This window comes from Shewanella nanhaiensis, assembly GCF_019457885.1.
Lineage (GTDB): Bacteria > Pseudomonadota > Gammaproteobacteria > Enterobacterales > Shewanellaceae > Shewanella > Shewanella nanhaiensis.
In genome coordinates this window covers 242279-268408 of sequence record NZ_JAHZST010000003.1, presented here as the reverse complement: position 1 = coordinate 268408, position 26130 = coordinate 242279, and the positions used below count along the sequence as shown (strand labels likewise).

At 44.1% G+C, this 26130-nt stretch carries 24 protein-coding genes; 1 reads left to right on the top strand and 23 read right to left on the bottom strand.

Annotated features, from left to right (window positions below):
• Window positions 1-110: 110 nt before the first annotated feature.
• Window positions 111-2354 carry a DUF6351 family protein gene (locus tag K0625_RS05715; protein WP_220108794.1) on the bottom strand — a complete coding sequence of 748 codons (2244 nt, stop codon included), beginning with the start codon at window positions 2352-2354 and terminating at the stop codon, window positions 111-113.
• 214 nt (window positions 2355-2568) lie between these two features.
• Window positions 2569-3696 (bottom strand): cell division protein ZapE, encoded by a 1128-nt coding sequence (gene zapE / locus K0625_RS05710; protein WP_220108793.1) that lies wholly within the window; start codon window positions 3694-3696, stop codon window positions 2569-2571.
• 148 nt (window positions 3697-3844) lie between these two features.
• Here zapE and K0625_RS05705 point away from each other — a divergent pair, with 148 nt between their 5' ends.
• Window positions 3845-4882, top strand: coding sequence for a hypothetical protein (locus K0625_RS05705; protein WP_220108792.1), 1038 nt, complete (start codon window positions 3845-3847; stop codon window positions 4880-4882).
• A gap of 74 nt (window positions 4883-4956) precedes the next feature.
• Here K0625_RS05705 and K0625_RS05700 read toward each other — a convergent pair whose 3' ends face one another.
• The 21 genes from K0625_RS05700 to K0625_RS05600 form a co-directional block, all read right to left on the bottom strand.
• Window positions 4957-6396: an OmpA family protein gene (locus tag K0625_RS05700; RefSeq protein ID WP_232846944.1), complete on the bottom strand. Its 1440-nt coding sequence runs from the start codon at window positions 6394-6396 to the stop codon at window positions 4957-4959.
• A 47-nt stretch (window positions 6397-6443) separates the two neighbouring features.
• Window positions 6444-8276, bottom strand: a complete 1833-nt coding sequence (locus K0625_RS05695) for a hypothetical protein (protein WP_220108791.1) — start codon at window positions 8274-8276, stop codon at window positions 6444-6446.
• Window positions 8277-8448: 172 nt separating this feature from the next.
• On the bottom strand, window positions 8449-8910 hold the full coding sequence (locus tag K0625_RS05690) for a hypothetical protein (RefSeq protein WP_220108790.1): 462 nt from the start codon (window positions 8908-8910) through the stop codon (window positions 8449-8451).
• A gap of 2 nt (window positions 8911-8912) precedes the next feature.
• Window positions 8913-9575: a hypothetical protein gene (locus tag K0625_RS05685; RefSeq protein ID WP_220108789.1), complete on the bottom strand. Its 663-nt coding sequence runs from the start codon at window positions 9573-9575 to the stop codon at window positions 8913-8915.
• A 39-nt stretch (window positions 9576-9614) separates the two neighbouring features.
• A complete protein-coding gene (locus K0625_RS05680; RefSeq protein WP_220108788.1) occupies window positions 9615-10034 on the bottom strand; it encodes a hypothetical protein in 420 nt (139 codons plus the stop codon).
• 52 nt (window positions 10035-10086) lie between these two features.
• Window positions 10087-14154, bottom strand: a complete 4068-nt coding sequence (locus K0625_RS05675; RefSeq protein WP_220108787.1) for a hypothetical protein — start codon at window positions 14152-14154, stop codon at window positions 10087-10089.
• A 76-nt stretch (window positions 14155-14230) separates the two neighbouring features.
• A complete protein-coding gene (locus K0625_RS05670) occupies window positions 14231-14926 on the bottom strand; it encodes a TadE/TadG family type IV pilus assembly protein (RefSeq protein ID WP_220108786.1) in 696 nt (231 codons plus the stop codon).
• Window positions 14923-15417: a tetratricopeptide repeat protein gene (locus K0625_RS05665; RefSeq protein ID WP_220108785.1), complete on the bottom strand. Its 495-nt coding sequence runs from the start codon at window positions 15415-15417 to the stop codon at window positions 14923-14925. Before K0625_RS05665 ends, K0625_RS05670 begins: the two co-directional genes overlap by 4 nt.
• Window positions 15405-15749: a DUF192 domain-containing protein gene (locus K0625_RS05660; RefSeq protein ID WP_220108784.1), complete on the bottom strand. Its 345-nt coding sequence runs from the start codon at window positions 15747-15749 to the stop codon at window positions 15405-15407. Before K0625_RS05660 ends, K0625_RS05665 begins: the two co-directional genes overlap by 13 nt.
• A gap of 1 nt (window position 15750) precedes the next feature.
• On the bottom strand, window positions 15751-16614 hold the full coding sequence (locus K0625_RS05655) for a type II secretion system F family protein (RefSeq protein ID WP_220108783.1): 864 nt from the start codon (window positions 16612-16614) through the stop codon (window positions 15751-15753).
• Window positions 16615-16622: 8 nt separating this feature from the next.
• Entirely contained in the window at window positions 16623-17474 is an 852-nt protein-coding gene (locus K0625_RS05650; RefSeq protein ID WP_220108782.1) for a type II secretion system F family protein, read from the bottom strand.
• A complete protein-coding gene (locus K0625_RS05645) occupies window positions 17467-19185 on the bottom strand; it encodes a TadA family conjugal transfer-associated ATPase (RefSeq protein WP_220108781.1) in 1719 nt (572 codons plus the stop codon). The genes K0625_RS05650 and K0625_RS05645 overlap by 8 nt, the downstream gene beginning before the upstream one ends.
• A 9-nt stretch (window positions 19186-19194) precedes the next feature.
• Window positions 19195-20505 carry a type II and III secretion system protein family protein gene (locus K0625_RS05640; RefSeq protein ID WP_220108780.1) on the bottom strand — a complete coding sequence of 437 codons (1311 nt, stop codon included), beginning with the start codon at window positions 20503-20505 and terminating at the stop codon, window positions 19195-19197.
• Window positions 20502-21398 (bottom strand): Flp pilus assembly protein CpaB, encoded by an 897-nt coding sequence (gene cpaB / locus K0625_RS05635; protein ID WP_220108779.1) that lies wholly within the window; start codon window positions 21396-21398, stop codon window positions 20502-20504. The genes K0625_RS05640 and cpaB overlap by 4 nt, the downstream gene beginning before the upstream one ends.
• Before the next feature lie 14 nt (window positions 21399-21412).
• Window positions 21413-21601 (bottom strand): hypothetical protein, encoded by a 189-nt coding sequence (locus K0625_RS05630; RefSeq protein WP_220108778.1) that lies wholly within the window; start codon window positions 21599-21601, stop codon window positions 21413-21415.
• A gap of 2 nt (window positions 21602-21603) precedes the next feature.
• Window positions 21604-22278, bottom strand: coding sequence for a hypothetical protein (locus tag K0625_RS05625; protein ID WP_220108777.1), 675 nt, complete (start codon window positions 22276-22278; stop codon window positions 21604-21606).
• Window positions 22279-22281: 3 nt separating this feature from the next.
• Entirely contained in the window at window positions 22282-23157 is an 876-nt protein-coding gene (locus tag K0625_RS05620; RefSeq protein WP_220108776.1) for a hypothetical protein, read from the bottom strand.
• Entirely contained in the window at window positions 23157-24554 is a 1398-nt protein-coding gene (locus K0625_RS05615; protein ID WP_220108775.1) for a Tad domain-containing protein, read from the bottom strand. The genes K0625_RS05620 and K0625_RS05615 overlap by 1 nt, the downstream gene beginning before the upstream one ends.
• Before the next feature lie 88 nt (window positions 24555-24642).
• Window positions 24643-24933, bottom strand: a complete 291-nt coding sequence (locus K0625_RS05610) for a Flp family type IVb pilin (RefSeq protein WP_220108774.1) — start codon at window positions 24931-24933, stop codon at window positions 24643-24645.
• 75 nt (window positions 24934-25008) lie between these two features.
• The gene (locus K0625_RS05605) at window positions 25009-25272 is read right to left on the bottom strand and encodes a Flp family type IVb pilin (protein ID WP_220108773.1); all 264 of its coding nucleotides are present in this window, start codon (window positions 25270-25272) and stop codon (window positions 25009-25011) included.
• 116 nt (window positions 25273-25388) lie between these two features.
• Window positions 25389-26021 carry a response regulator transcription factor gene (locus K0625_RS05600; protein WP_220108772.1) on the bottom strand — a complete coding sequence of 211 codons (633 nt, stop codon included), beginning with the start codon at window positions 26019-26021 and terminating at the stop codon, window positions 25389-25391.
• Window positions 26022-26130 lie beyond the last annotated feature (109 nt).

The window sequence follows — 26130 nt, the reverse complement described above, 5'->3', positions numbered from 1 at the left end:
AAAGATGAAGTGATTCTATGTGTGATCGCTATAGAGGTCAAAGCGCTATCTGCAACTTAGTTACAGATAGCGGTCATAAGGTTTGAAGAACCTCCTAGGGGCTTAATCGGCTACTGCTCTATTCTCAATGGATCGTTGCCCGATTGCTCTTTTAAATCTGTAGTGCTCTCTCGTGCTTGTAGACTTGGAGTTAATCCCATATTGGGTCTGGCTATGTCACCTTGAGAGTAGTCACAGACGCCATCTGGAAAAATCGTTTCTAACTGCTTCTGGTAGGGTGAGATAGAGACTGAGCCGTAAACCCCCTGTTTTATCGCTTGCGATATTGGGATCTGTCCGCATTTGAAGATACTGCCAGCCCAGGGGCCACCGGCTTGCACTCGGATATTGCTGTAGATAGGATAAACTTGGCTGCAGGGCCCAGCAGGGCGGTTGTTCCACTCACCATCCCAAACATTTTCACCTTCATGTAATACCTCTCCTTCACTTCCTAAGCAGGTATCACGCAGGGAATCAGGTTTAGCATTGACTGGATCTTTGTCATCGGAGGCGATGATGGTCATAAGCCAACGATCTAAATAATCCACCCCTTCGTCTATGGGGGTATGCTCTTTGTGAGAGACCCAGATCACTTGATTATCATTATGCCCTTGATACTCCTGTATCCTCAAACGGCTCTCAAATGAGGCAGAGGTATGGTGCATATTAAGATCCTCCTCTAGGTAGTGACGGATCTCTAAAATAGGCAGCTCAGCTTTACCGATAAACACTTGTCCATAGCGGTAACCGTTCACGATAGCCTTTGGATCGGCAGGTTTTCTTTTAGCGGTATGAGGTGAGGGCTCTGTGATATTGTTTCGGCTCCAAAGGCTGAGCCAGAGCGGAAATCTCATGCCAAAAGGAGTGATAGCACTCTCTTTTTTCATCTTATTTTGTGGCACCCAAGAACCGATATATTGGTTAAGCTTGATAAACTCTTCGATGCTTATCTCCCCCTTTCTTAAGGCGACCAGTCCATATTGCACCCCTTCATTGCCCCAAGTTGTGCGGGCAAAACCGTGTTTATCGGTACCATATATTTGAGCTAAGTCTTGCCAGTAGGTCCAGTTTACCTGCTCTTTTACCTCGTCAGAAAAGTAAGGTTTAACAAAGCCCTGTTTAGGGTTGTAGAAGAAGGTTGCTGCGATAAACCAGGAGTAAACACATTCGCTACTGCCATTTGGCATCGATGGCCAAGCGCCAGCTATCATCTGATTGAGAGGAACCAAAAAGGTATAGGGATGGTCGAAATCATTGATCCCATTCATCCCCTCTATCTTCTCTCTCTGTTCCCAGTCCCGCCATTTCTCGTTACCGTTATCTGTGACATTAAAATAGTGCTGGAGAAGGTCACAATCGAGTAGAAATATTGATTGTGACACCATGTCAGGGTAGCTGTAGATAGGCATTAAACCATCGAGAATACCTGTACTGTTTTGTGCGATTAGGTATTGTGCCAGTGCGCCACCGGAGCCACCAATGCCTAAGGTATAGAGGGGATCACCATAGAGTGAGGTAAACTGCTTCTTTACTCGCCTAGCAGTGTCCTCTGCAAGCAACATATTGTAGCTGTAGCTTGTGTTGTTACCGCTAGAGCCAATGACGGCGTAGCCTTGCCTTAACAGAGAGTGGCGACGGTTGATAAATCTATGTGCCCCCATTCGCCCCTGACGAAATCCGATACTGGCGCCACCCTTAAATTGGTAGATTAGTTTTTGATTCCAGTAATCTTTAGCCATTCTGTCCCCTATGCTGTCTTGGGGGACTAGCATCATCATGTAGTAGATGTAGCGGTTGATACTGCCTCTCTCAAGGCGAAAGATCTCCGGTACTTCAACCCCATTGATATTGGTTGTGGCTATCAGCTCTCTCGCTGGTGGATTGTTGATATCATAATCTTGAATGATATCTGTGCCGGTCTTTGCATAGAAGTAATCGATCCGTGATGTGATCAAGCAATCTTTACTGAAGCCAATAGGCTGATGGTTATCATCATAGATGGTGACACCATCTCCATCTTGATTATCGACAATGGGTTGTCCTAAACCCGCATCTATCGTCATGCAGTAAAAGGGGTATTGGCGTTCGCCAGCATATAAAGCATCAACGGGACCCACACCTCCTAAAGGGATTGGGAAGGAGAAGCTCTCCTCGGGTCTTGGTGTTAAACTGATATGTTTCTCTACCGCTAGAATAGGTTTTTCACTGCCCATGGGGGCGATACCTTTGACCTGGCGGCGCACGAGAGGATCCGGTTCACATGCGGTCAGTAGTGTGCAGAATAACAAAAGAGATGTGAGGCTTTGTTTGATCATTTTTACCCTCCTAAAGCGTATTCCCCATCTATTAAGTTTTGTTCGATTCAGTGAAAATGCAAATGTTTTCGAACTGAAAATAACGCCCTTGGCTTCTACTGTTTAGGTGCCGATTTATCAATTATTTAATTGATTTTAAAGTGATTTTGCTTGCGACTGCTAAGTGGTAGGAGTTGATGTGGACTCTGGGCGGTTAAGAGAAATACTCCCTAAATTACAGGGTTTTAAAACTTAAATACTCAAGTGACTGCATCTCTGTTAAACGGCTATAAGTTCGCTTAAATTCAAAGCTGAGTGCTCCACCAATATAGAGCTCTTCAAGTGCCACTGACGCGCTAAGATAGAGCGCGACGCCTTGATCGTAAAGCTCATCGACTAGGCTGATAAATCGCCTTGCAGGATCGTCATTTACCGCATAATTGAGTTGCCTCTCGCCTGTTTGGGTAGCCTGGCAACCATCCTCTGTGCCGCGGGCACGGATCCAGCCTCTGGGCTCTCCGCCAAGAGGGGGAATATCACTAAGCAGGATAACCTCAAAACGGCTAGCCAACTCAATATAATCTAGCTGCGATCGTGGGCCATTACACAGGGCGTCAAAATCGAGCCAAGCCTGTTTTTGGTTGGCTTTAATAACCTCAATGGGCCTGCCTAAGATCATCAGGGGTTGATTACTGCTAACAGAGTCTGAACTTAACTGCTCAAATAGAGTGGAGAAATCTGACTTAGGCTCGAGAAAGTAGGTTTGATGGTAGTTCAGATACCTAAGTCGGTGATCATGCTCTCCATTAAGATGTATCTCTTGAGTATGCTGCGCTAATAATCTGACGGTGGGCTCAAACCTTTGTCTCTGTAGGCCATTTTCATACAGGCGTGTAATGGGGATATTTGAGGTCGCAACGAGCACCACATCGAGTTCAAAAAGAGTGCTAAAAAGGGTGCCTAAGATCATGGCATCGCCAATATCTGAGACAAAAAACTCATCAAAGCAGATAAGCTTAGTTTCAGAGGCGATACGCTTAGCGATTCGTTTTAAGGGGTCTGTGTTGCCAGATTCCTGCATCATCTCTTTATGCATACGGGCCATAAAACGGTGAAAGTGCAGCCTAAGAGGAGGCTGATCTAATAGATCTGTCGCCGCTTCACAGAAAAGATCCATCAACATAGTTTTACCGCGCCCTACATCGCCCCAGAGATAGAGTCCCAAAGCTTTTTGAGAAGAGGGGGCTTTAAGGGCTTGATAGAGAAGTTCTAGCTGAGTAACGCTATGGAGCTGAACAGGATCATAGGCAAAGTCTGATTGAGTGAGTTTGTATTGATAGCGCTCAAGTGGCGAGAGACTCATGACCGAAAATAGACCTTGTTCGTTAACATTGAGTGACAGTATACGCTATTTATTGCCAGAGTTTTCACCGGGTTTGTAGCTGGAAAAGCAGCGCTTTATCCTGTAGCTTGTGTCTGATTATTGTGCAAAATTACTAAGGAAAGTTATTTTGATTAGATTAATGCTTATTTTACTACTCGTTACTTTTTCAACCATGAGTCTGGCTGTTGAGCCTAGGAATGTTGTTTTTGGTTTGCTGCTAGTCAGTGATAATGCTGCTGATAATAAATTAGCAGCGAAAGACCTGTACCATCTTCCTCCTGAAAGTCCAGAGCTTCTCGATCTTGCTGCATGGGTATTAATTAATAGTGAACTTGAAAATAACGGCGAGCAGGAGGATACATTAGCTTGGCTAGCAAAAGCCCTAGGTGCTTCTAAGCAGGTAAGGTACAGGGAGTTGTTACTCGAGTTGCAAAGTAAAACCAGCTCTAAAAAGTTGAAGCGCTATATCAAAGATGCCCTAAAAGAGATCGGTGATGGTCAGGGAGAGGCGGTCGATCTTACCGATTTTGATGCAGATAAAGTGAAAAAAGAGCTCACAGAGTTAGCGGCTAACGCTCAAGTCTCAAAAAAAGAGTTTTTACAGTTGAGCGTCGGAGCAAGTTTAGAGGATGTGCTTAAAGAGCTGGGTCAGCCTAACAGTGTTGGCCAATATGTACGCACAAGTTTTAGGCCGTTTCTTGGTAATGTTAGACTGCAAAACTTGCGTATTAGTTACCTCAATGCTGGTTCAATGGAGTTCAGTTTAGACAAGAATGTTTGGGTGCTTAAAAATGCCTATACCCAATCTGAAATAGACACCACAGATGTCGATCCCGCTGAACTGGCACTGGTGTCTCAACTGCTGAGCAGTGATTATAACTTGGTTCGTAAAAGTGCTCGTGAAGCGATTGCAAGCAATCTAAGCAATACGGCGGCATTGGATCAGGTCGCACAGAGGATCTGGGAGCTTAAAGATATCGAAGATAAAGGGATGGGGGATGCCATGGCTTGGTTGTGTAAAGTCTTAGCCTCCAGTGGCAATGGCCGCTACCACGATGTTCTCAATAAAATATATGAACAAGCTGGCAATAAAAAAATTGCCAAATATGCTAAATCCTCAAAGAGAAAGCTTTCAAGATCAGAACCTAGCTTCCAGGTGCAATAGCCTATTGCTCAAGAACTATTACTCAAGAGCTTAGGGAGAGGTTACCTCTCGATCAACCTCTCCCTTAATTTAGTTTATTGTTGATCTGATCTCAGTACCAACTCAACACGCCTGTTAAGTTTCTGACCAGCTTCATTGCTGTTGTTGGCAACGGGTGAGTATTCACCCACTCCCTTACCCGTTAGCTGATCTTTAGGGATCTGATGTGCAGTTGTAAGCTGCTTTACAACCGCTTTTGCTCGCTTATCTGACAATAGCTGATTGTAGCTCTGCTTACCTTGATCATCTGTGTGTCCGATAACATAGAAGTGCTGCTTGGGGTGAGATTTAAGGTAGCTTGCCACCACTTTTACAACCGCTTTGGCTTCGGGAAGCATCTTATCGCTATCAAACTCAAACAGTAAACCATCGAGTGCTACATGGCCGGTTTCGGCCATCTTGTCTGTCAGGCCTTCAAGATCGATGGCGACTCTATCATCAATCAGTTGCGTCTCTTCAATCAGTTTTATCTCGCCCCATAATCCATCGTTGAAGCCGATGATATAGGTCATTGCATATACATTACCCTGTGAACGCTCAAGTCTATAAAGGCTATAAAATTGACTTTCGTCCCGACCGATATTCGCTAAGGTTTTTATATTTTGGTAAATCTTACTCTTTGCACCACACTCTTTACCCTGACAGCTAAATAGTGGGGTAAAGCCCAGTTGAGTGAGTGCTACTTTATAGTTTGCATTGACCTCATACTCTGAGTAGTTACGGGGGAGATCATAACTAATGTCGGTGATCCGCCCCTCAAGTGTTTTAACTTGGTGCTTTTTTTTATTGATGCCAGTGATGACTTTAGTTTGGCCAAAGTCGTACTGTTCATAATCAGTAATATAGGCGCCAGGTAGACGTTTAATCATTGGGTGGTCTTTACTGTCACGCTCATCTTTATTGGATCTATCTTTAAATTGGGTTTGAACTATTTCACTACCAAGGTAAGTTTGGTTAACTTCAATTAGATCAAGTGGCTCAGGAATAACTTCAACGATATCGAGTTGCAAACTCGCTCCCTTGTGCCAACTGGCGGCATAGAGTGATAGATACAGTTGTTTTTTATCTAAGGTTAACTTGGCTGTGAGCAGAGCCGGCTGATTTTTAGGAATCGTATTCAGTGGCTGAACCTGTCTCTGTAATTTATCTTTTTTACCACACTGCTTCTCTGTGCATTCAAAGAGTAGTGTACCGCCTAGCTTGGTTATTTGGGTCTTATAGTTATTCACCAGATGAATTGGTTCAAAGCTAACAGGTAGCTCATAGGAGATACGAGAGAGTTTGCCGCTAACTTGCTCTGTCAAATACTCTCTCTTATCTAGGCCTACGATAAGCGGATAATGACTAAAGTGCCGATTAGCTTTTTTATCCACTTTTGCTTCCGGTAGAGGCTTGAAAAGTTGTGTTTCAGCTAAGGTGTGAGAGCTGAAGATAACACTTGCTGCTAGTAGTAGGCTTAAACCAACACGATACATAGGGGGCTCCACAAAAGGGGGCTCAGCCCCCGTTAAAAGTTTAATTATTAGCGACTAGGTAGCAGTGAGATAATATGTGCATAGATTCTCTGACTAAAGCTCTCCTCCTCACCATCATAGGTGAGCAGAAGATAGTCGTTCATATCATCGAAACTGTTCGCTTTATTGATATCGACCTCAATGATTTTATCGCCTTCAATCAGGTAGTCATCCGGTAAGATATTGGCGTCTAACTCCTGAGGAACATCGACTTCAAGAACATGTATTAGCGATAGATCATTCGGGCTGGTTTGCAGTGACCACTCGAAGGTGCTTATGGTGCCGAGTGTGAGCTCAACAGATAACCGCTGGTTTTCCTCATCGATAGCGACCTCATCTGGATAGAAGGCTGGCCAGAAAAGACGAGCGATATCGGCTGTTGTTAACAGTTGTGGGTCATTATGAAGTGGCATATCCCAAGTTAAAAAGTCAGTTTCAACACGGCACATCACATCTTGTGTTTGTTCGATATGATAGCGGTAGATATATTCAGGCCAAATGAGTTGATCTAGTTTAAATTCCTCAGGCGTTGCACTGATAATCGCCTGCCACTGTTCACTGTCTCTGTGATATTTTTCAATACTAAAATGTATCGGCACATCTGTACCATCATAATGAGTGGTGAGCGTATTATTGTTAAATTCCAAAGCGATGGGCTGATAACCTTGATCATCCCGGTCGGCATTTATCCATTTTTCAAGTGGACCATTCCAGCACTCAAGTGGGGTTTCCTGCACACTGCTTGAGTCGGCAATACTGCCATATATTTGATTATTATTGATAGAACCCAAAAGGGTCAGATCTGGATTGCCATAGTCCAGTGAGAAGAAACTGTTAAGGTGGACGGGGGCTAAGGTAAATTTATTTGGCGTTAAATTATCGTTCATTATGTTGGTTTGAAGTACCTGCCAGTCCACTTCAGACATGATTTTCTCATCGAATGGTGTATCGATATAGCCTTGTGCTATCAAGGTATTGTTGACTAAAAAGCGTACGTCGATGGGATCGCTATTGAGGTACTCTTCAAGAGAGAGACCACTCTCCTCTGCTAGGGTGATAAGCGCCGCTTTACTGCTTGAAAATAGCTCATCAATCCCCAGAATAGCAGTCAGATTATCGTCGATAAGTGCAGTAAGGTGAGAGTGTAGCCTTTGGGTATCAACAAACCCCGCAGCCTCGCTTTGCTCTGTAGAGACTTGATAAACATTACTACCAGAGTGGGGGTAAAGGGAGTTAAGGATCAGTGCTAGTTCCTGCTTTTTTAGCAAAATATCACTGCTCGATAGTGCCTGTTCAAGCATCATCTCATAACGTTGGAATTCGATATGAGTTAACGCGTTAATTGCACCGCTGTGATCTTGGAGTGAGAATAACTGACCTATGCCATTATTGATGACAGCATTTAGCGTTTGGCGCTGCGCCGCATCAGCGTCCGTTTTGGAGCTTGAGAGATTAAGCGCGTTAGCTTTGAACTGACTTGATAGTGGAGTAGGAGCTGCTAGTGTTGAGGTTTGTGTATCTGTCCAGTTAGCAATTAGGTAGTACGCAGGATTTTCAGTGCTGCTGCTCCAATCGATCTGATAACTGCCATCGGTTTCACTGCTTGATTGGGGATCGGCTTCATCACAGCGCTTGTTCATATCTAAATCAACGCAAATATCAGCCCCTGCTACGGCGCCTAAATAGGCGATGGTACCTTCTATCTTATGTTCAAACTCAGTAGGCGTCGGCGCTGGTGGAACGACTGGAGGCTCAACCTCTTCAGCGGGAGAGTCAGAGCCTCCACATCCACTTAACAGCAGGGATGAGATCAGGAAAAGCTCAATTTTATGTTTGAACATATCTGTTTCCTTACAAATATAAGACTAAAAGTATGATCGCATCATTATCCTGAATTAATACAGGTGAACTATTCCCCGAAAGTATGTATTTATCGTAGTTTCGGGGTACTGGATGTTATCCTTAGGTATGTATTTGTCGGGGCTATATTGTGTTTGGGTATACCCTTTTGTGTCATGTTAGGAAGGGTTTACCACAAAAATGTGCAAGCTTTTGTCCGAGTCTATTCATCTCTGCTTGGCTACCAAAATTAAACCTTAATGGTTTCTCGTTATGGTTAGAGACGATGAGGAGGTTATAACGGTTAACTCGGGTTGGATCTGAGCTTAGGTTGAACGCCTTGATATCAGTTATTGAAATGACCTGCTTGGTGATAGGGTATAGGGAGCTTACATGGGTTGAGATCATTTGCTTGCTGAGATCTATCTCTACAGTGACTTTGGCAAACAGTAGGTGCCAACTTAGTAGTGCGCCAATAGCCCAATAAAGAATGACAATCTCATCATGACGCCCAAGCCCTAAGCCAAGAATAAGGGTTATTGAGGCAAAGATAACTCCAATCACTTTACGGCTGATTGAGTTAAACCTTCTGTTTTTGATTGTGGCTTTGTCTGATGATATCTCTTTAAACAACATGGCTAACTTCCAAATAGCTTTAATACAAAGCCAAGAGTAATAAAAACAGGAAGTGGGAGTAGAAGCTTAAGCCAAGCTGTTGAGTTCCATAGTGACTCAATGGGTTTGCTCGGTGCTTGGGCATCGCTAGGTATCTTGAATTCACCCAATGGTGTTATCTCTGGGTATTGGCTAACTTGTTCAAAAGCGGGCAATTGAAAATGGCTTGAAATAAAGCGTAATGCTTGCTCTGTCTCAGCTAGATCACCGATAACAAAGTGCTGTCCCTCTATGATGAGCTGGTAGCTACTCTCCTTATGTACAGAGGGGCTAAGGGTGATCTCTGTCTTGGCTAAGGGTTTGCTTTTCCACTGCTTTAATTTAATGCCAAATGTACGAACCTCTAGATATGCTTGAGTGTTGAGAGTATCTAATACTAGCTGATGTTTCGTTGCCAGAAGGGGGATAACAGCGAAGGTAAGTAGCATGCTTGCGGATATAAAGAGGTGCTGCTCTGTACCATCAAGCCTTATTACCATAAACAGTGAGATGACAAGAGGGATGGTTAAGATAAAACCAAAAGCACGTATAAAAAGTAGGGTTTTAGTTGCCAGAGGCAGTCTATCGGGTAGATATTTATCACTGAAATGAATTTTGGCATTTTTTGATAGTGCAGAGTAATTCAAGTAAAGATCTCTCCTATTAAACATGCTGAAGCGTAAAGGTTAAGGCAGTGAAGATAGAAACCAACCTTTCGGAGTTTTAATAAATTTACAGCTCATGGTTGAGCGGTAATTTTCACTGAGAATGAATAAGCCTACTTTAGCTTGTTGCTGCGCTTGGTACTTTTCCTGTTTGATTTTTGATGGTGTTTGGTAGGTGACTTTTTGAGGCTCAATACTGATTATTTTCTTTTTTACGAACCAACGTTCATGGGCTCTTTCCAATACTTTCATCGAACGTTTTTTTTCGTGCTCTGAAGGCGTTACAGGCATCTGAGCAATAAAAGTGTCGAGATCTTTCTTCTCGATAAAATCAAATGTGTCTAAACAGCGTTGAGTTAATACCTGCTCCAGATTTTCTGAGGCATCAGCCATGCTGGCACTTAGCAAAAATAGCGGTATCACAGCGAGATAACGTAGCATTATTATTCCTTTTATAATGGGGGAGCGTGAAGCCCCCCATCTTATTCACTATCTACTCATGCTGTAAAGCGTTCAGTGGATTAACCTTATTGGTGACTTTTTGTTTTGTTGGGCCGACTTCAACTTGGAAAGTTTTAACACTGTCCTTGAGCAGATCACGTCCCTCCAAGGCATCACCTGCCACTGAGATAACATTACCTTCAAATTGAATGTAATAGGTGCCAATTTCATCTTCAGCACGAATACCAACCAGCTTGACGTTATGTGAACCAGCATTTAATGGGATAGATATTGGCCCCACTTTACGTTGTGGGCTTGAGCCATCTGTAATGACCTTATCATCTACAACTAACTTGAAGATATCATCATTAAAGTTACCATTGTCCCCAAAGGTTACATCCAAAATAAAGGGGATGGTAAATACTAGTCCGTTGCTGACTTCACTATTAACCTCTACCGTGACCTCTCCAGTAATAACATTATTAGGTACTGTAACCGTTAGTTTTCCTGGTTCTGACTTCCTGACACTGGCAATGACTCTTTGACCATCTTTGCCTGCAAAGGTGACTCGGTTTTTAGATTTTAGTGGACTAAAACCTATGCCTTCGATGATCACGGTATCGCCAGGTTGCCCTGAGTCTGCTTTAAGACGAGCGATCTCTAGTCCATCTCCTATTTGAATTTTTACTGGAGAGTTTGCCTCTTCGCCCCTATGCTCGACGCGAACTGCGATTGGACCGACTGCATTTTCAAGTAGCGTTCCTGGTACTGTGATATCTAGTAGGGTTCCCTCTAGAGAGACGCTATCGTGTTCTCTCTCAACTTCTTGAGTCGATGCCCCCTCATCTTTTAGGAATGTGATAGGCTCTTCATCGAACCAATACCAGCGCTCATTAATTCCAAAGCCCGTACCTATAATGGACAAAGGTTTATCGACAGCTTCAGCCTTCATGATGCTAGGTTCAATATCTACAATGGTTAATCCCCACGTGACAGTAAAGTCTGATTTTACTGGAACAAAGGCCATATCTTTAATCGTTTTAACTTGATCTATTAAGATGTCGGCAACTTGCGCACCGGTAATAATGGCTTCTACCTGACCAACAAATGGAGTCCACTTTCTTAGTGCTGCTCCCGCCGCCATCACGGCAATATCTTGAGGACTAACGCCTAGCTCCTGCAGTACAGCTTTGGTGATGGGTCCAAGCTTTCCTGCGTTTGCAGGGTCGGCCAGAAGCTCAACTTCATTCTTATAAAACTCAATGGCTACCTGTTTTACAAACTCTTCAATATCTTCATTGGTAATATTCTCATCATTATATAGCTTCTCTGCCTCCTCCATGAGTTTAGGGGAGTACTGAATGATTAGCTTAGTGATGACCACAGGATCGAAACCTGTCGGTTCATAGCCTATTCCGGTTAGGATGAGGTCAAAAAACTTAAGTAAAATCCCATCTATGATGGTTCTTATTGCTATGCTCTGCCGGGCTTGAATGATCGCTCGGTCATAGTCACTGCTTGGTACATAGCTAAAAGGAGATGGGCCTAAAGGTGTGCCGACGCCGGGTGCGATGACTTGATATAAGCAGTTTTGGTAAGGACACTCGTTATAGTATTGATCTTTAGACCAAAACTCTAAACCTAGGAAGGTACCAGATTGTGGACCTAGAATATTACCATCCCAGCCATTTTTGATATGTTTCCTCAGTGGAGAGTCGAGTTGATCGGGATCGTACTCCCCATTTTCACCTAAGGGGATGATCATGGTGCTTAGGTATAGTTTGGTTCTGTTTTGTAGCTCGACACAACCATCATAACTTAACTTACTTTTTTGCTCGTCACTGATATCACTGTTATCTGGACAGCTTGGATCTGAGGGGAGCCAATTATCAAGAAAGTTTGTTGCTTCAAGGGAGTAGTCAAAATGATCTGTGCCGTAATTGACTATGGTTGGCTTAATACTGCCAGTGCTTTTTTGCTGACTTTGAGCTTGATAACTCAAAGGCTGATTCGCTTTTCCTGAGCTTTGTTGGATAGATTGCTTGCTATTGTATCTGTCAAAAATGGCATTACTGTTACTGATAAGCAGAGTTGTTGTTTCACTGCTTAGCTTATCTAATGCTGTTGGTGATAGCTCAAGTTGACTATTTAAATGGGCAGTTACCTCAGTAAATTCTGAATAGCTTGATATCTCGGATTTAAAGCTACTGAGTTGCTCACTGGGGATCTTATTGATCCCGATGAAATCTAAAATATACCTAAAACTAGTGCTGGTAATATCCAGTGAAAAGCTCTCCTCTTCAGGAAGCATATAGCCACTAAGGTAGATTTTCCCATCATGTTCATCTTGGGTTTCAAAGTAACTGGTGACAGGAGTCAGGCGATTTTTGAACTGCTCAACATTGACTGTATTAGAGGCATCAAGCTCATATTGAGAGCCTAGTAGGGTCTCAATTTTTAGTTCCCCCGCATCAACTGAGCCAACTTCAACTAACTGTAGCTCAATCTGTTGGGTGATATAGTAGCTAACAGCGTTGCTTTGACCGATAGCGTTATTGATCTGTAACTCTCCATCGGAGAGTGATGCTGGCGTTTTTACACTCAGGGTTGAGCCAGTATTACTAATAATCTCTAATGGTGTGCCATTGGCTGTGATGGTCATATCATCTGAAAAATCAGCCCCGAGAAGTTGAGTCTGGCTCTCCTCTTCTAGAAGTAGTGCGCCCGATGAACTGATGATTGGCGTCCTTTTTGGATGAAGAGTCACATTTCTAGTGTTGGTTTTATTTATCCCGTCAGAGATAAAAATACTATCTGTGCCTGCAGGAATATTGGCTTTAGCGATGCTGCTAGAGACAGAGATAGGAAGATTGATAGGAGCTTGCCCTTTGCGTTTAAAGATCAAGTAATGCTGCTCAGCGCTAAGGGAGTCATCAATGCTCACTTGTATCAGATCATCTTCACGAAGAAAGTTCACCGATATATTGTTGTGTGTGACGTAGGGAGCACCAATCAGTTTGCTTTGATCTTCCGCGATATCGATAAGCCTTTGCTGGTCGTGTATATCGAGTAATCCGTCATTATCATCATCGAGATCTAAATAGTTGGGAGTGCTATCAAAATCGGTATCTAAAGGCTGGCTGGCATCGTCACCAAACTCTTGAAGATCAAGTATGCTATTGCCATCTGAATCATCGTCGAGAAAATTACCTATGCCATCATTATCTCGATCATCAGCGCCTTCACTCTTGTCTGATAAGCCGTCGTTATCACTATCGGAGTCGAGCCAGTTTGGTAATTCATCGTTATCAGGATTAAAACTGATTTGATCTGAATAGAATGGGTAAAGGAACTCCTCTGTATCAGCAATAGTATCCCCATCGGTATCGTGGGTTAAGTTGCTTATCGCCAGAGCGGCTTCCTTGATATCATCTAAGGCGTCTCCATCTTGATCGATAAAGATCTCCACATGGTAGGTAAAGCTCTCCTTGCCATCAAAGTTGATGTCATTAACGCCTATATGATGCAGACCTGAATCTAATATCTCTACGTTAATCGCAAGGGTTTTTAAAGCTGGCTCAATATCGATGACACCGAAGTTTAATGCATCACCATTTTTATCAGAAAAATAGATATTAGGTTTAAAGTCAGGGTCTTGATATTTTAACGTTAGTGTATAGAAATCACCCTCTTCAGCGTTAAACGAGAAGAGATCGCCATTATCTGATTTTTGTGAAATTGCACCACTCACTGCAAAAGGTGGTGCTAACTCAGTTTCCGTGGCGATAGAGGGGTTATCATTGGGTTCTAACTCAGTGATCAGTGTCATTGATTGCTTATCAAGGTTGAACGGATAAGCATCAAACTCATCTAATACCCCGTCACTATCTTCATCTTTGTTTTCCCACGTCCCCACTAAATCAGCGGGATCGGTTGGATCTGGGGTGGGGTCAGGAGTTGGATCGGGCGTGGGATCTGGGGTTGTTGGTGGCGTTGGATCTGGATTTTCTGGGCCTTCACCCTCTTCGAGATCTCCATTACAGCCAGCGAGCCCCATGGTGGCGCTGAGTAATGCAGCCAACCAAAGCTTTTGAGTTAGCTTAAGAGTCTTGTATTTCATTCTTCATACTTCCCTATGTCAATTCCTGTCTTTCTGCCGCTTTAAGCTTATTGAGCTCATTGCTGCTTTTATTTGTTTACATTCGAAATGGCGTTTGCATCCGCATTAAGCCTTGCGAAGTGAGTGCTAAATATATGTCTCCGGTGACCGCGCCAAGTGCGTTACAAGCCAATTGATCTTGAGTGGGCCTGACAAGGTTGGTGACTACCTCATTGATCACACGGTTAGCAAACGGGACGATTAACCTTTGGCACCAACGGATCTCTATCTGCAATAAGTTGGCATCTTGAATATTTAATCTGCGGTTATGACTCCCACTTCCAACATTTTCTAATCTTGTGTTTCGGTACATTAAGTTGTTGTTAGGGATCTCATAAATAAACCCGCGGGGGGTTCGACTTCGGACTCTGAATTTGGTGAAAGTTCGATTATCAGGACTGAGAATACGTATCTGGCTCTGTAGCTGAGTGGCTATTGTGGCTCTCACTACGGCTGTCACTGTATCTGTGGCTGCTGTGCCTTGGGCAAACAGAGGCATCATGCCTTGAGCAAGCCCCTTACGTATCTCTGTGACACTGCCATGATGCAAAGTACCAGCTCTTACCGCTTGAACTGTGGCGGCATCCAGTGTGCTTTTACTCGTGTAGATAAACCCCCACTGGACTATCATCATCATGGTGACGAGAATAATCGGCATCAGGAAAGGAAGAGTGGCGTGGAACTCAAACATACTCTGTCCCTTCTGCCTACTGTGAGAGTTCTGGCTATTCATCGTGAAGCCTGCTCACTTGGCAATACAGGTGTATGAGACTCACTCTGAATACTGTTTAAAGCATGAAGTAGGGCTTTAATCTGTCTACCAACGGGGGTATTGGGGTTACCTTGTCGAGAGGCGGATGACAGTACTTGAGTCGACTGCTTTATTCTTACTAGGCTCATGTTATACCAAGCCTTTTGATTGGAGGGCTCAAGCTCTAAACAGCGCATGTAAGCCGAAACCGCTGCATCTTGTCGGCCGGTTCTGGTATAGATGTTGCCGAGCCTGAACCAACCCGGCGCATAATTAGGGACACTGGTTAATACTTGTAGGTATAAACTTTCAGCTTGATCGAGTCGGGCCATCTTATAGGCTTGTTCGGCCTCAGATTGCAAAACCATTATCTGCTGATTCCCCTCCGGCTGTTTCTCTTGAGTAGAGGATGCACAGCCGAAAAGATGTATTAGACCTAACATCAATAAAGCCTTAAACATTAATCTTGCCATAAGATGGTATCTCCCTGTTTTATATTCTTATTTTTACTATTCCCGGCTGAGAGTTCTAATACTTGAGTGGCGCCGCGGCATGCGCTACTACGCCAAGGTGCTAGGTTTGAAGTGATCTTAAGCACCTTGTTTTTACTATTGAGGTAAACAATATCTAAGGGATAGCGCATCCCCATGGTGTGTACTGAATTACAGGGAGAGATAAGCATTCCCTGCTCGGTTGTCAGCTGTTTTCTACCCAGCAAACCACGCAGTCTTAGCCAAGGAGTGTTGGCAAGATAGATATGCTCGATATGACTCCCCTTATGGGTCGATAGCCGTGTTTTTTTCATTTTATAGCTCATACATAAACTTCATTGCGATGGGGAAAGCCAAAATCATGAATGTCACCGGAAAGATAAATACGATGAGGGGAAAAACCAGTTTAACCGGTGCTTCGAGGGCTTTCTTTTCGGCGCGTTGAAATCGTTCGATACGGCGTTGATCCGATTGAACTCTTAGGGTTTGACCTAGACTGGCCCCTGTTTTTTCTGCCTGAGCCAGTGCACTGACTAAGCTGTTTATCTCAGTGATCTGTACTCGCTCCGCCATATTTCTAAATGATTGAGCACGGGACATACCAGCGCGCATATCTCGGATCACTTTTTCAAACTCGATCCTTAAAGGGCCAGATGGACCACGCTCCACGGCCTGACTGATGGCGCCTGTCATATTCAATCCCGCTTCGATAGACATGGTTAAATAATCGAGGTACACAGGTAGCGACTTTACGATGAGTGCCTGACGCTTTTTTCGCAGATCATTAAGGGTGATAACAGGCAAGATATAGCCAAATAATCCAGCTAAGATAAGGTACTTGATACTGATATCGTCGAGTAAAAGGCCGCAAATGGTTGCTAGACCTACTGCAAAAAGAGTACTGAGGATCCTGATCGCAAAATATTGCTCTGCGGTCATCATGTAGGAGACGCCAGAGATCTGCAGTTTCTTGGATATTCTCTCAAGATAATCAACACTTAAGTTTTCACTGACGTAAAACGCGAATAAGCGAACCAGTGGCCAGATGAGCTTCAAGCCAGGTGAAAGCGGATCCATAAATTCGCGGTTAGCTTTGGGCACTTTGCGATAGATACGTATGCTGCTTATCGTCAGGAAGATAAACGCTATGGTGAAAACGGTGACAATTAAATTAACCATGCAGCCTCCTAAACATCGATTGCAACGATTTTTCGAATGGAGAGGTAACCACTTGTCAGCATGATGAAGATCAATGCCATTAAGGCCCAGCCCATAGGTTCGGTGAGGATCCTACCCATGGATTTAGGCTCCATATGGTAGAGCACAAAGCCGATAAAGAGTGGCAGCATTGTCATCACTACGCCCTGCATCTTCCCCTGTGAGGTGAGGGCATCTATCTTGCCCTCCATCTCTATCTTTCGCCTTAGGGTTGAGGAGAGCCTGAATAACACCTCGGCTAGGTTTCCACCTACCTCCCGTGAGATCTGCATACCTGCGGTGACGAGTTGAAATTCATCTTCAGGGATACGTTTATACATATTGTCGAGGGCGGTATTAAATTCGACCCCCAATCTCTGCTCTCTTTGAAACAGCTGAAACTCCTGCTTGATAGGAGCCTGCATCTCTTCAGACATAAATTCGATAGCCGTACTGACATTGGCGCCTGATTGCATAGAGGAGGCGATCATGTTGAGGGCATCTGGAAGCTGATGGACAAATTTACGTCGGCGGCGCTTATGTAGGAATTTGTATGCAAATCTGGGAATGAAGGCCAGCACAATACTGATAATGATCCCCAGAACCCAAGAACCTAAAAATATTCTGACAATAAATGGAACCGAGAACAGGGTGATCATGTTGAGCATGAATAGCTGCTTAGGTTCGATAAAAAGAAACATATCGAACAGGTTCGTTTTTGCCGATGATGTGAAGGTCTCTTGATATTTTTGGGCAAATTTTGCAGAAAGGTGTTTAAGGGACCACACCAAAATAGCCACGGCAAAAAAAGCAAATATTGCGGAGAATATGGCACTAGTCATCTCTTTTCTCCTTATCGAAGATATCCAGTCTAACTTTTACACCTTGCTTACGTAGCTGCTCGTAAAACTCAGGCATAGTACCTGTTGCTGTGTAGTAACCTTGGACTTTTCCTTCGCTATTGAAACCCGTTTGCTCAAATTTAAAGATCTCTGACAGCTGAACTATCGAGCCCTCTAAACCTGTGATTTCACAGATGCTGGTGATCCGTCTGGAGCCATCAGAAAAGCGTGATTGCTGCACTATGATATTGACGGCTGAGGTGATCTGTTCACGAATTGCAGACACAGGTAGATCCATCCCTGCCATCATCACCATCACCTCCAGACGTGAAATACAGTCTCGTGGTGAGTTGGAGTGTGCCGTTGTTAGCGAGCCGTCGTGACCTGTGTTCATCGCCTGCAACATATCTAACGCTTCACCGCCACGACACTCACCAATGACCACACGATCTGGGCGCATTCTGAGGCAGTTTTTGACTAAGTCTCTAATCTCAATGGCGCCTTTCCCCTCTTGGTTTGGTGGGCGGGCTTCCAGAGAAACCAAGTTGGGCTGGTAGAGCTGAAGCTCTGCGGCATCCTCAACGGTGACGATACGTTCATTGTCGGGGATAAAGTTTGAGAGCACATTAAGCAGGGTCGTTTTACCTGAGCCTGTACCGCCAGAGATGATGATGTTCTTTTTCTGATTCACGGCAGTTTCAAGAAAGCCTGCCATGGCTTGATTCATAGAGCCAAACTTGACTAAGTCATCGCAGCTTAGCCTTTGCTGCATAAACTTTCGGATAGTAATGCAGGGGCCTTTAAGGGCAAGGGGAGGAATAACGGCATTTACTCGTGAGCCATCTTTTAATCGCGCATCGACCATAGGTGAGCTTTCATCGATACGTCTGCCAATTGGGGTAACGATACGCTCAATAGCGCCTAAGACAGCTTGATCATCTGAAAATGCGATATCTGAAAGATAGAGGTTACCGGCTTTCTCGTAGAAGATCTGATCATGACTATTAACCATTATCTCAGTGACGTCGGGGTCATCTATCAAACCTTCTAGTGGCCCAAGCCCAATGGTTTCATCCAACACCTCCTTGGTGAGGGACTCGACCTCAATCTCTTTTGGGAGATTAATACTGGTGATGATCTGGTTGATGAGTGACTCACTCTGAGCCCTTAACTCCACATCACTCATCTCGTTGACGTTGACCCGTCTTAAATCCATCAACTTAAGCAGTTCTGAGTGCACCTTTCTGCGCCACTCATTTCGAGTTGCGATCTGCTTAAGCTGCTTATCGCTGAGGACTGGCTTCTCCTCCTGTTCCGGAGCATTATCAGCCTCTTTTTTTGGGGGAACCTCATTCACTTCTTCTTTGGTGTGCTTTGTTTCTGCTTGCTCATATTGAGGCGCGTCTTGGTATTGGGGATCTGTGCTGTGAACGCGAATTTGATAATCACCCACTTGGATCTTATCTGTCATAGATAGTGGGCCATATTGGTCCCGTTTCTCATCATTGACTTTTAACCCGGTGCGGCTTTTATTATCGCGGATATAAATTCCTTCATCACTCTGGGTTAAAATCGCGTGATGCTTAGATACTTTAAAGCCTCTTAAGACGATGAGCTGTTCAGGATCTTTGCCAATTTTGCAGTGGGAGTGAATACACTGGAACTCACCTACTTTAGTGCCTTTAGTCGTGCTTACGATGACATTAAACATGTTGCACTCCTAATCCAGAATATAAAAAGCTTCAAGCTTATTGGTTTCTTCAGCCATCTCTAACCCACGCGCTAGCTGCTTATCGTGGCCCTCTTCACCAGGGTATACGACAGTGGGGGTGACAAAGATGACCAGCTCACTTTTGTTATCTTTAAAGTCTCTGGACTTAAACAGTTCACCGAGAATGGGGATATCACCTAACAGAGGGAACTTGTTGACGATTTTTGACATCTCACTGTTAACTAATCCCGAGATAACGATGGTTTCATTATTTTTAACATTGATGACAGACTCAGTGCGTCTGGTGAGCATACCTGGAATGCCGTCGACAGCGACTGAGGGGTCGATAGAGCTAACTTCTGCCATGACTCTGCTGACAATATTGAGCTCGTCATCGACTACGGGCTCGATATCGAGCTTGATGCCGTACTCTTTGTACTCAACATCAACTGCGCCAAGGCCGCTGACACTTCGAATTGGGAACTCGCCACCGGCGAGAAAGTTGGCGGATTCACCACTGCGAGTGGTGAGGTTGGGTTCAGCCAGCATACGGGCATCGCCTTTTTCTGATAGCAGTTGTATCTGTGAGCCTATGCCGGTCACTATGCCGAAATAGTTCCACCCTCGGGTATCTAAGACGCCAATGCTATCGGTGATGGCATTGGTTATTGTTTCTGAATACTGTCCAGGTGAGGATACGCTGAAGATGGGATTAGCGGAGAAGGCTTTGGCCGCACCATATGCAGGCCCAGCCATGGATGATTCCCATTTGATACCTATGTTGTTCAGGGTTGATTTATTAAACTCAACAATCTTGACCTGCATCTTAATCATGGGAGCCATGGTTTTGGCAAACTTAAGGTATTTGATTAAGGAGACCACATTAGGGTCGGCTTCTATTATTGTCTCTAACTGCTCCTTTTGGGAGAGGTCAGCCTCACCTTGAACTATGATCAAGCCATCATTTTCTGTCACCTTAATCGAGGGAAAAGCCGCCAACATCTTTTTAATGGTATCTGTGGTTTTCAATGAGTTATCTGGTGTGACCGAGATACTTAGCTTGATCAGCTTGCCATCTTTTTGCCACAGCTGTACGTCGGTATTTCCAGGGGACTCGGCGATTAGCAAAACACCTTTATCATCGATAACTTTAGCGCTGAGTACTTTGCCATTACCCACTACAATTCGTTCAACATTTTTGGCTTTATAAAGCTCTACAGCTCCCATGTAGAGCTTAAGTGGGGTGTTATTGTGTGCGTAGCTAACAAGCGGGATGAAGATACATGCCCAAATAATTGCGATTAGTTTTCTTGAGTTCATAGTGCTGTCTTATTCTTATATTGGCTAAGTTGTTCAAGTACTGATTCAGGAAGTGGGTAGGCTTGTACTGTGGTTTTCATACCACTGCCACCAACAATCATCTCGACCTCCTGATTTAAAAGATCATCAGCTTGTCCGAAAAGTTGTTGTTCATGAAGAGAGATAAAATCCAGAGCCTGACTTTCAGTCTGATTACGTAAAAAAGTGACAAATTTGCCCTTCTCTTTCGCAAGAGTGACTCTTGCTGCATCGTGAACAGATAAAGCCAGTGTGACTGTGTTGTAGGCGTTTGGGTTATCGTATAGGGTGTCAGCCAGTTCAGGGTTAACATCAATACTTTGTCTTCCAGTGGCTAGCACAGTGACGTTCTCGAGCAGCAGCTGCAGTTTTTTGCGCTCAGTGTCGCCAGACTCCTCGTCAAATGAGAGCAGCAGATCGATATGATCCGATGGCACTAACATGCCTGCTGTGGAGTTGAGTTCATCAATATTAATGGTTACCGCACGTTGTCCCTCTTTTAAAATATCGGAGAACTGTTCGGCTTTATGCCCAGGTAAGTAGGTGCCCATTAATGGTCGCCCAGGAGACATAGGCTCAAGCAACATCTGGCCGACTATCTGATTAAAATCTCTGGGGTGAATGGCATCTAAAGGTAAAGTGTCGGCTTGGATCTTTCTGACGGACATATTGGCTTCTGAGATAATGTCGCCTTTTCTTAGCTCCTGTGTCGCAACGACAACCTGAGCCATCTTTATATTATCTTTTGACAGCTCAGCAATCAGCTCTTGCTCTTTGGTGATGAAGTAATTTTTGGTCGCCCAAGCTGCAATACTACCTAATACTATGGCTATGATGAGTAGTACCCAGTTGAAGTCGAATGATTTGATCTGCATGTTTTAACCTAAATTTAGTTGGGTAAGACTGAAAGGGACTTGCTGTACGCAAAGGCGGTGTACCACTCTCGTAAAGTTTCGATACAGAGGTCCATAACGTCGCTATTATCATCTATCGGTGTTAACAGGGCGGCGACTAACGCCGCACATACAACTAAGTACTCGACGCTGGCTTGCCCTGTTATTTTTGCTGTTTTAGGCATATTTAAAGTCCTTCCGTGACCTGGTTTGCAACAATGTATACGACTGATTTTTTTGTGTTAAAGCTGATATCGACTAAGTTAGAGCCTTGACTCATCTGCAAGGCAGCTTTTCCTGATTGAGTATCCAAAATGGCTGAGTTTTCCACCCACCCCCTCTGTTGAAAATGTCGTCTATAGAAGTGATAACTAGAGGCAAGGCTGTTGGGGTTTGACAGTATTAATGTGCGGCCCTGCTTGAAGATATCGTTGGATTTGATATCTGAAATTAGCGTTGATCCATTTGGCTTAGGGAACTGGACCTGATTATTTGTCTCAAGCTGACGGTCTGTGACGTTCTTGGTGACTCCCACATAGGTAATAACGCGGTCATACTCTTGGTGAATACGCGCCGTCAATAAGAAGGGGGGCTGCATGCTATTAATTACATAGTCGCCGTTGAACATCTGGGCATCGAAGCGCTCACTCTTCTCCTCCCACTGCTTCTTAAAAAAACTGGCGATCATCATCTGGCTCTGCTCATCCTCCATCACCCAAGTTTTCATCGGGTAACCGTGATAGAGCATGGAGTCCGCGACCACCTGAACATCGGCAGTGTCGGGGAACTCAACTTCCGGCCAGTCATCGGCGAATAGAGGTGTAGAGATAAGAGTAAGTACTAATACCCAATATTTTTTCATCTGTTAACCTCCACAGTTAGCGGTACCATAGGTACATAGGCGGTTAGTAGGAAGCACATCGGGGCTCACGTGACCCAGTTTGAGACTGCTTGGGCGGAGATCTTTACCGAAGGGGAGAATGCCCATTAAGCGCTGAGCTGTGCGTATTACGCCATTGTCCATCACGTTAGTCAGTACCAGTTTGCGGGTTCGATTTTTCACATGATAGGGACCTGCTGCATTCCAGCCCGATGCAAGCAGGGCGCTTTGACTGTTAAAGTTCAGGTCTAACTCGTCAAAGGGTTCTATGTAGAAGTTCTCTACTTGAGTACTAACGTTAGTGCGATAAAACTGATCTCTCTCTAATGAGAACCCCATAAAAGAGATAACGCCTAATGCTGTGCTGGTTGCACCGTTTAAGACCCCTGGGAGCCGGCCTCCATTGCTACTTCGAGTAAACCGGTCGAGCTCATTACTGTTATTTGGGTTGTCTTGATTAGATTTGACTAAGGGTTGTAAATCCTGCGCAGCTCCTTGCTGAATCTGATGTTCAACTAAAGGGTGAACATGTTCGCTCCAGTCCCATTGATCATTAGTAGAGCTAGCAATCTGCTGGCCATCTTGTTGGTAAAAGCGCCAAGGGATCTGCCTAGCAAGGTCGGCTTCGCTTTTTCTGGCTAGATAGATACCACTTCTGCGTGGTAACTGGCTGGGTTGGCGGTTTTTCCACACCGTTCTTTCCCATGCACTGTAGTGAGATGCCTGTTCGGCCCTATGCTGAACGCCGGTGAGCTTGGACATAAAAGGCAGTAAGATAAGTAGAGGCACGATGACGTAGCTTAGTCCAACTACCGACTCTACCATTGCTTGCCCCCGCTGTTTTGTATTAAACCTATTCATTACAAAAACCTAGTTATTGCTAAGACGGCACTGCGTTCAGTATTTGTAGAATCGGATAGTCGGGTTTGCCAGTAAGGGTTGTAGAGATTGCCATACTCATGGCGGCCATCGGCTCGACTCCAAGATGAGGTCCGGGCCATCAAGTCATGTGGTCGTGAATAGTAGACCTGCGCTGCTGAAAGGGCGGTCATTCTGTCACCTAACATCTCCTCATTGGTGGCGGGGTTTGTGTGCTCTTCACCTGCAGTTATTGTGCTTGTTGTGCGCACACTGTTTTGAGGCTTGGAAACGACAACGGCGATATTCCGTCCGCTGCTTCTGTTATTTCCTTTATCAGATAGGCCATAGAAAGGTTGGATACCACTGTACCAGCCACGGGTTTCCTGATCGTAACCTGCATACCTTGCCGCGGTTCCATTGGTGCGCCGGCTTGACCCCCAGTAGTTTCTATTCCCTAATCTTCTGATATCGGCTCTGTTATCTGAGCGCGTGCCTCCCCAACCTAATGGGGTCTCTCTATAACCTCGCCAGCGACAACCTGACCAGCTACAGCGAAATTTAGAGAGGTGAAAACTGATGGTATCCATCGAGGTCCAAGTTTCCGCTTTGCTACTGTCTCTATCATTGTTTGAAATCAGCTCACTGCCGCCTGTCTTATAAGTTCTCCAGCGGATAGGAAAAAAACTAAGAGACCAAGGAAATCCCAATTTATAGCTGCGTTTTTTCGCAAAGGGATCACGAGAGTCCATGGTTACCGTGATGAAATCTTTAAATTGCTTCGACTTGTTTCTGTGGGAGCCACGGGTATGACGTTTTTGGAAATCGATCCAGTGATCTTTTATATCCCCTAGCATCTGAGGGTTTTGTAGAAGATCTAATCTAGCATTGGGGTCATTTGCCTTTACTATTTTTCCGGCTGTATTAAATGAGCTAAGAAGTCCTGCATAGTGGATGATCTGCTGAGAGGTTGTGAGGGCGTATAACATGGCATTTTCAGCATAAATCAGTGCTTCGAAAACAGGTTGAGCGACTGTGTTAATCGCACCGACAGCACTTTTGATTCCAGAAAGCGCTTGTCCAAGGTAGGGAACCCAACAGAGAAAGTTACAGGCATTTTCGGCAAATTTGTCGGTCATATTAAACCAAGATGAGAGTCCAACCATCTGGGCGACTGCGACCTGATTGGCGACAGATGCTCTGTTGGTGTATGCCTTAAAATTAAAGTCGCGGGCTGCGATAGTGGCTACGCTGTAGGCGGTATTATCTGCTGTATTTTGTAACTTAGTGCCGTTTAAATTTAGCTGCGAGGCATTAAAACTAAAGAGCACCACCATAAGTGCAAAAGACATAAGAATTAAGGACAGAACCATCGCCTGTCCCTTGTGTCGTGTCAGCATACATCCATGCTCCATTGCTGGTTTGTGCGATATCTACAATCAGGTAAATATGATGAGGTTTAGTGCATTGGTTCGAGGCTACTGGGACTTAATCGACACCTGTACCGCCACCTCCACCGCTTGCCCCATTTGCGCCCTCGTTATAGTTACCTAAGTTGTAATCTTGATCGGCGACAGTGGTTGCACTCGCTGAGGATTGCTGGGCAGCTGCGATTTGACCTTGAGAGTCTTGACCTGATACCTCAGAGGAGAGTCCAGATACTTGATTGCGTACGGTCTGGCCGAAGAAGCTATATACGCCGATGGCTGAAACTGCAATAAGCGCAGCTATGATGATATATTCAGTCATTCCCTGACCGAGATTTTTATATTTGGTCATAGGTTAAATTCCTTTTTACTAACGAGTAACGTCATGAGTTAGCAGAGGGAGGGGGATTCTGCTAACTCATTTCTGTTAGTTGCCCTGATCTGCACCTTCATTGTAATTGCCGAGGTTATAATCTTCGTCAGCATTAGTTGTTGCATCAGCAGCGGAGCCTTGAGCTGCAGTGATTTGAGCGTTTGCATCTTGACCTGACATTTCAGATGAGAGGCCAGCAACTTGATTTCGGATTGTTTGACCAAAAAAGCTGTATACGCCAATTGCAGAAACGGCAATGAGGGCTACAATGATAATATATTCAGTCATGCCTTGACCGCGTTGTTTGTTTTTTAACATTCCATCTCTCCTTGAGAATATAATTACAGTTATCCGTATATTATACTGAATGGAATGAGTCTCAATTATTAGAAAGGATAATATTAACATTGTGTATACATTCTTTCGGATAGGTTTTAATTAATTTCCATTCCTTGGTTATAGGCTAGTAATAAATGACTACGGTTTCTTATGTTGGTCTTTTTGTAAATATTTTGCATATGCATTTTTATTGTGTTAATTGAAACATTTAATTGATGGGCAACCTGCTCATTACTGAAACCATTACAAACTAGGGATAATACCTCCTTCTCTTTTTTAGTTGTTGAGGTGATTAATAAGACTTGCCCTTCTGACAGAGTTTGTTTTTGATAGTTTAAAATGAATTTAGAGAGAGCTTCATTACTAAAATAAAGATTACCCTTAAGGATCTTAGATATTGTTTCCAATAAAAGGTGAGCTGGAGCATCAGATGATACCGATGCTCTAAATCCAAGTTTTATAAGGGAAACTTCATCCTCAATTGACAATTTATTGCAGATAGCAATATGAAAACCATCGGAAAGCAGACTCTTTTCAATATTCTGAATATCATTAGAAACAGAGCTCATAAAGTGCAATAAGATTTTTTGTTTCTCTTGGCAATTACTCCAAGCAGTCACAAGGTTCTTACTTTGATTTACTTTAAGGTTTAAAAAACCCGCCGTACTTTTCAATAAAAGTAAGTTATTTTCTGTGAGTTTTGGGGTAAAGATTTCGCCATCATACATCTCATTTCCTTATGACATCTAACTGATGTACCGCTGTAGTTACTAGTTCCTTGGTATTAGAAATATATTTTTCTATACCGCGAGAAGCTACTTTTTTCAGTTATAGTGA

Excerpts from the sequence above, each read along its gene's own strand:
- K0625_RS05625 (WP_220108777.1), bottom strand. The coding sequence starts at position 22,278 with ATGAAAAAATATTGGGTATTAGTACTTACTCTTATCTCTACACCTCTA.
- K0625_RS05610 (WP_220108774.1), bottom strand. The coding sequence starts at position 24,933 with ATGACCAAATATAAAAATCTCGGTCAGGGAATGACTGAATATATCATC.
- K0625_RS05700 (WP_232846944.1), bottom strand. The coding sequence starts at position 6,396 with ATGTATCGTGTTGGTTTAAGCCTACTACTAGCAGCAAGTGTTATCTTC.
- K0625_RS05645 (WP_220108781.1), bottom strand. The coding sequence starts at position 19,185 with ATGTTTAATGTCATCGTAAGCACGACTAAAGGCACTAAAGTAGGTGAG.
- K0625_RS05675 (WP_220108787.1), bottom strand. The coding sequence starts at position 14,154 with ATGAAATACAAGACTCTTAAGCTAACTCAAAAGCTTTGGTTGGCTGCA.
- K0625_RS05680 (WP_220108788.1), bottom strand. The coding sequence starts at position 10,034 with ATGCTACGTTATCTCGCTGTGATACCGCTATTTTTGCTAAGTGCCAGC.
- K0625_RS05650 (WP_220108782.1), bottom strand. The coding sequence starts at position 17,474 with ATGACTAGTGCCATATTCTCCGCAATATTTGCTTTTTTTGCCGTGGCT.
- K0625_RS05600 (WP_220108772.1), bottom strand. The coding sequence starts at position 26,021 with ATGTATGATGGCGAAATCTTTACCCCAAAACTCACAGAAAATAACTTA.
- K0625_RS05665 (WP_220108785.1), bottom strand. The coding sequence starts at position 15,417 with ATGGCAAGATTAATGTTTAAGGCTTTATTGATGTTAGGTCTAATACAT.
- K0625_RS05655 (WP_220108783.1), bottom strand. The coding sequence starts at position 16,614 with ATGGTTAATTTAATTGTCACCGTTTTCACCATAGCGTTTATCTTCCTG.
- K0625_RS05630 (WP_220108778.1), bottom strand. The coding sequence starts at position 21,601 with ATGCCTAAAACAGCAAAAATAACAGGGCAAGCCAGCGTCGAGTACTTA.
- K0625_RS05695 (WP_220108791.1), bottom strand. The coding sequence starts at position 8,276 with ATGTTCAAACATAAAATTGAGCTTTTCCTGATCTCATCCCTGCTGTTA.
- cpaB (WP_220108779.1), bottom strand. The coding sequence starts at position 21,398 with ATGCAGATCAAATCATTCGACTTCAACTGGGTACTACTCATCATAGCC.
- K0625_RS05690 (WP_220108790.1), bottom strand. The coding sequence starts at position 8,910 with ATGTTGTTTAAAGAGATATCATCAGACAAAGCCACAATCAAAAACAGA.
- K0625_RS05620 (WP_220108776.1), bottom strand. The coding sequence starts at position 23,157 with ATGAATAGGTTTAATACAAAACAGCGGGGGCAAGCAATGGTAGAGTCG.
- K0625_RS05615 (WP_220108775.1), bottom strand. The coding sequence starts at position 24,554 with ATGCTGACACGACACAAGGGACAGGCGATGGTTCTGTCCTTAATTCTT.
- K0625_RS05605 (WP_220108773.1), bottom strand. The coding sequence starts at position 25,272 with ATGTTAAAAAACAAACAACGCGGTCAAGGCATGACTGAATATATTATC.
- K0625_RS05660 (WP_220108784.1), bottom strand. The coding sequence starts at position 15,749 with ATGAAAAAAACACGGCTATCGACCCATAAGGGGAGTCATATCGAGCAT.
- K0625_RS05640 (WP_220108780.1), bottom strand. The coding sequence starts at position 20,505 with ATGAACTCAAGAAAACTAATCGCAATTATTTGGGCATGTATCTTCATC.
- K0625_RS05715 (WP_220108794.1), bottom strand. The coding sequence starts at position 2,354 with ATGATCAAACAAAGCCTCACATCTCTTTTGTTATTCTGCACACTACTG.
- K0625_RS05670 (WP_220108786.1), bottom strand. The coding sequence starts at position 14,926 with ATGAATAGCCAGAACTCTCACAGTAGGCAGAAGGGACAGAGTATGTTT.
- zapE (WP_220108793.1), bottom strand. The coding sequence starts at position 3,696 with ATGAGTCTCTCGCCACTTGAGCGCTATCAATACAAACTCACTCAATCA.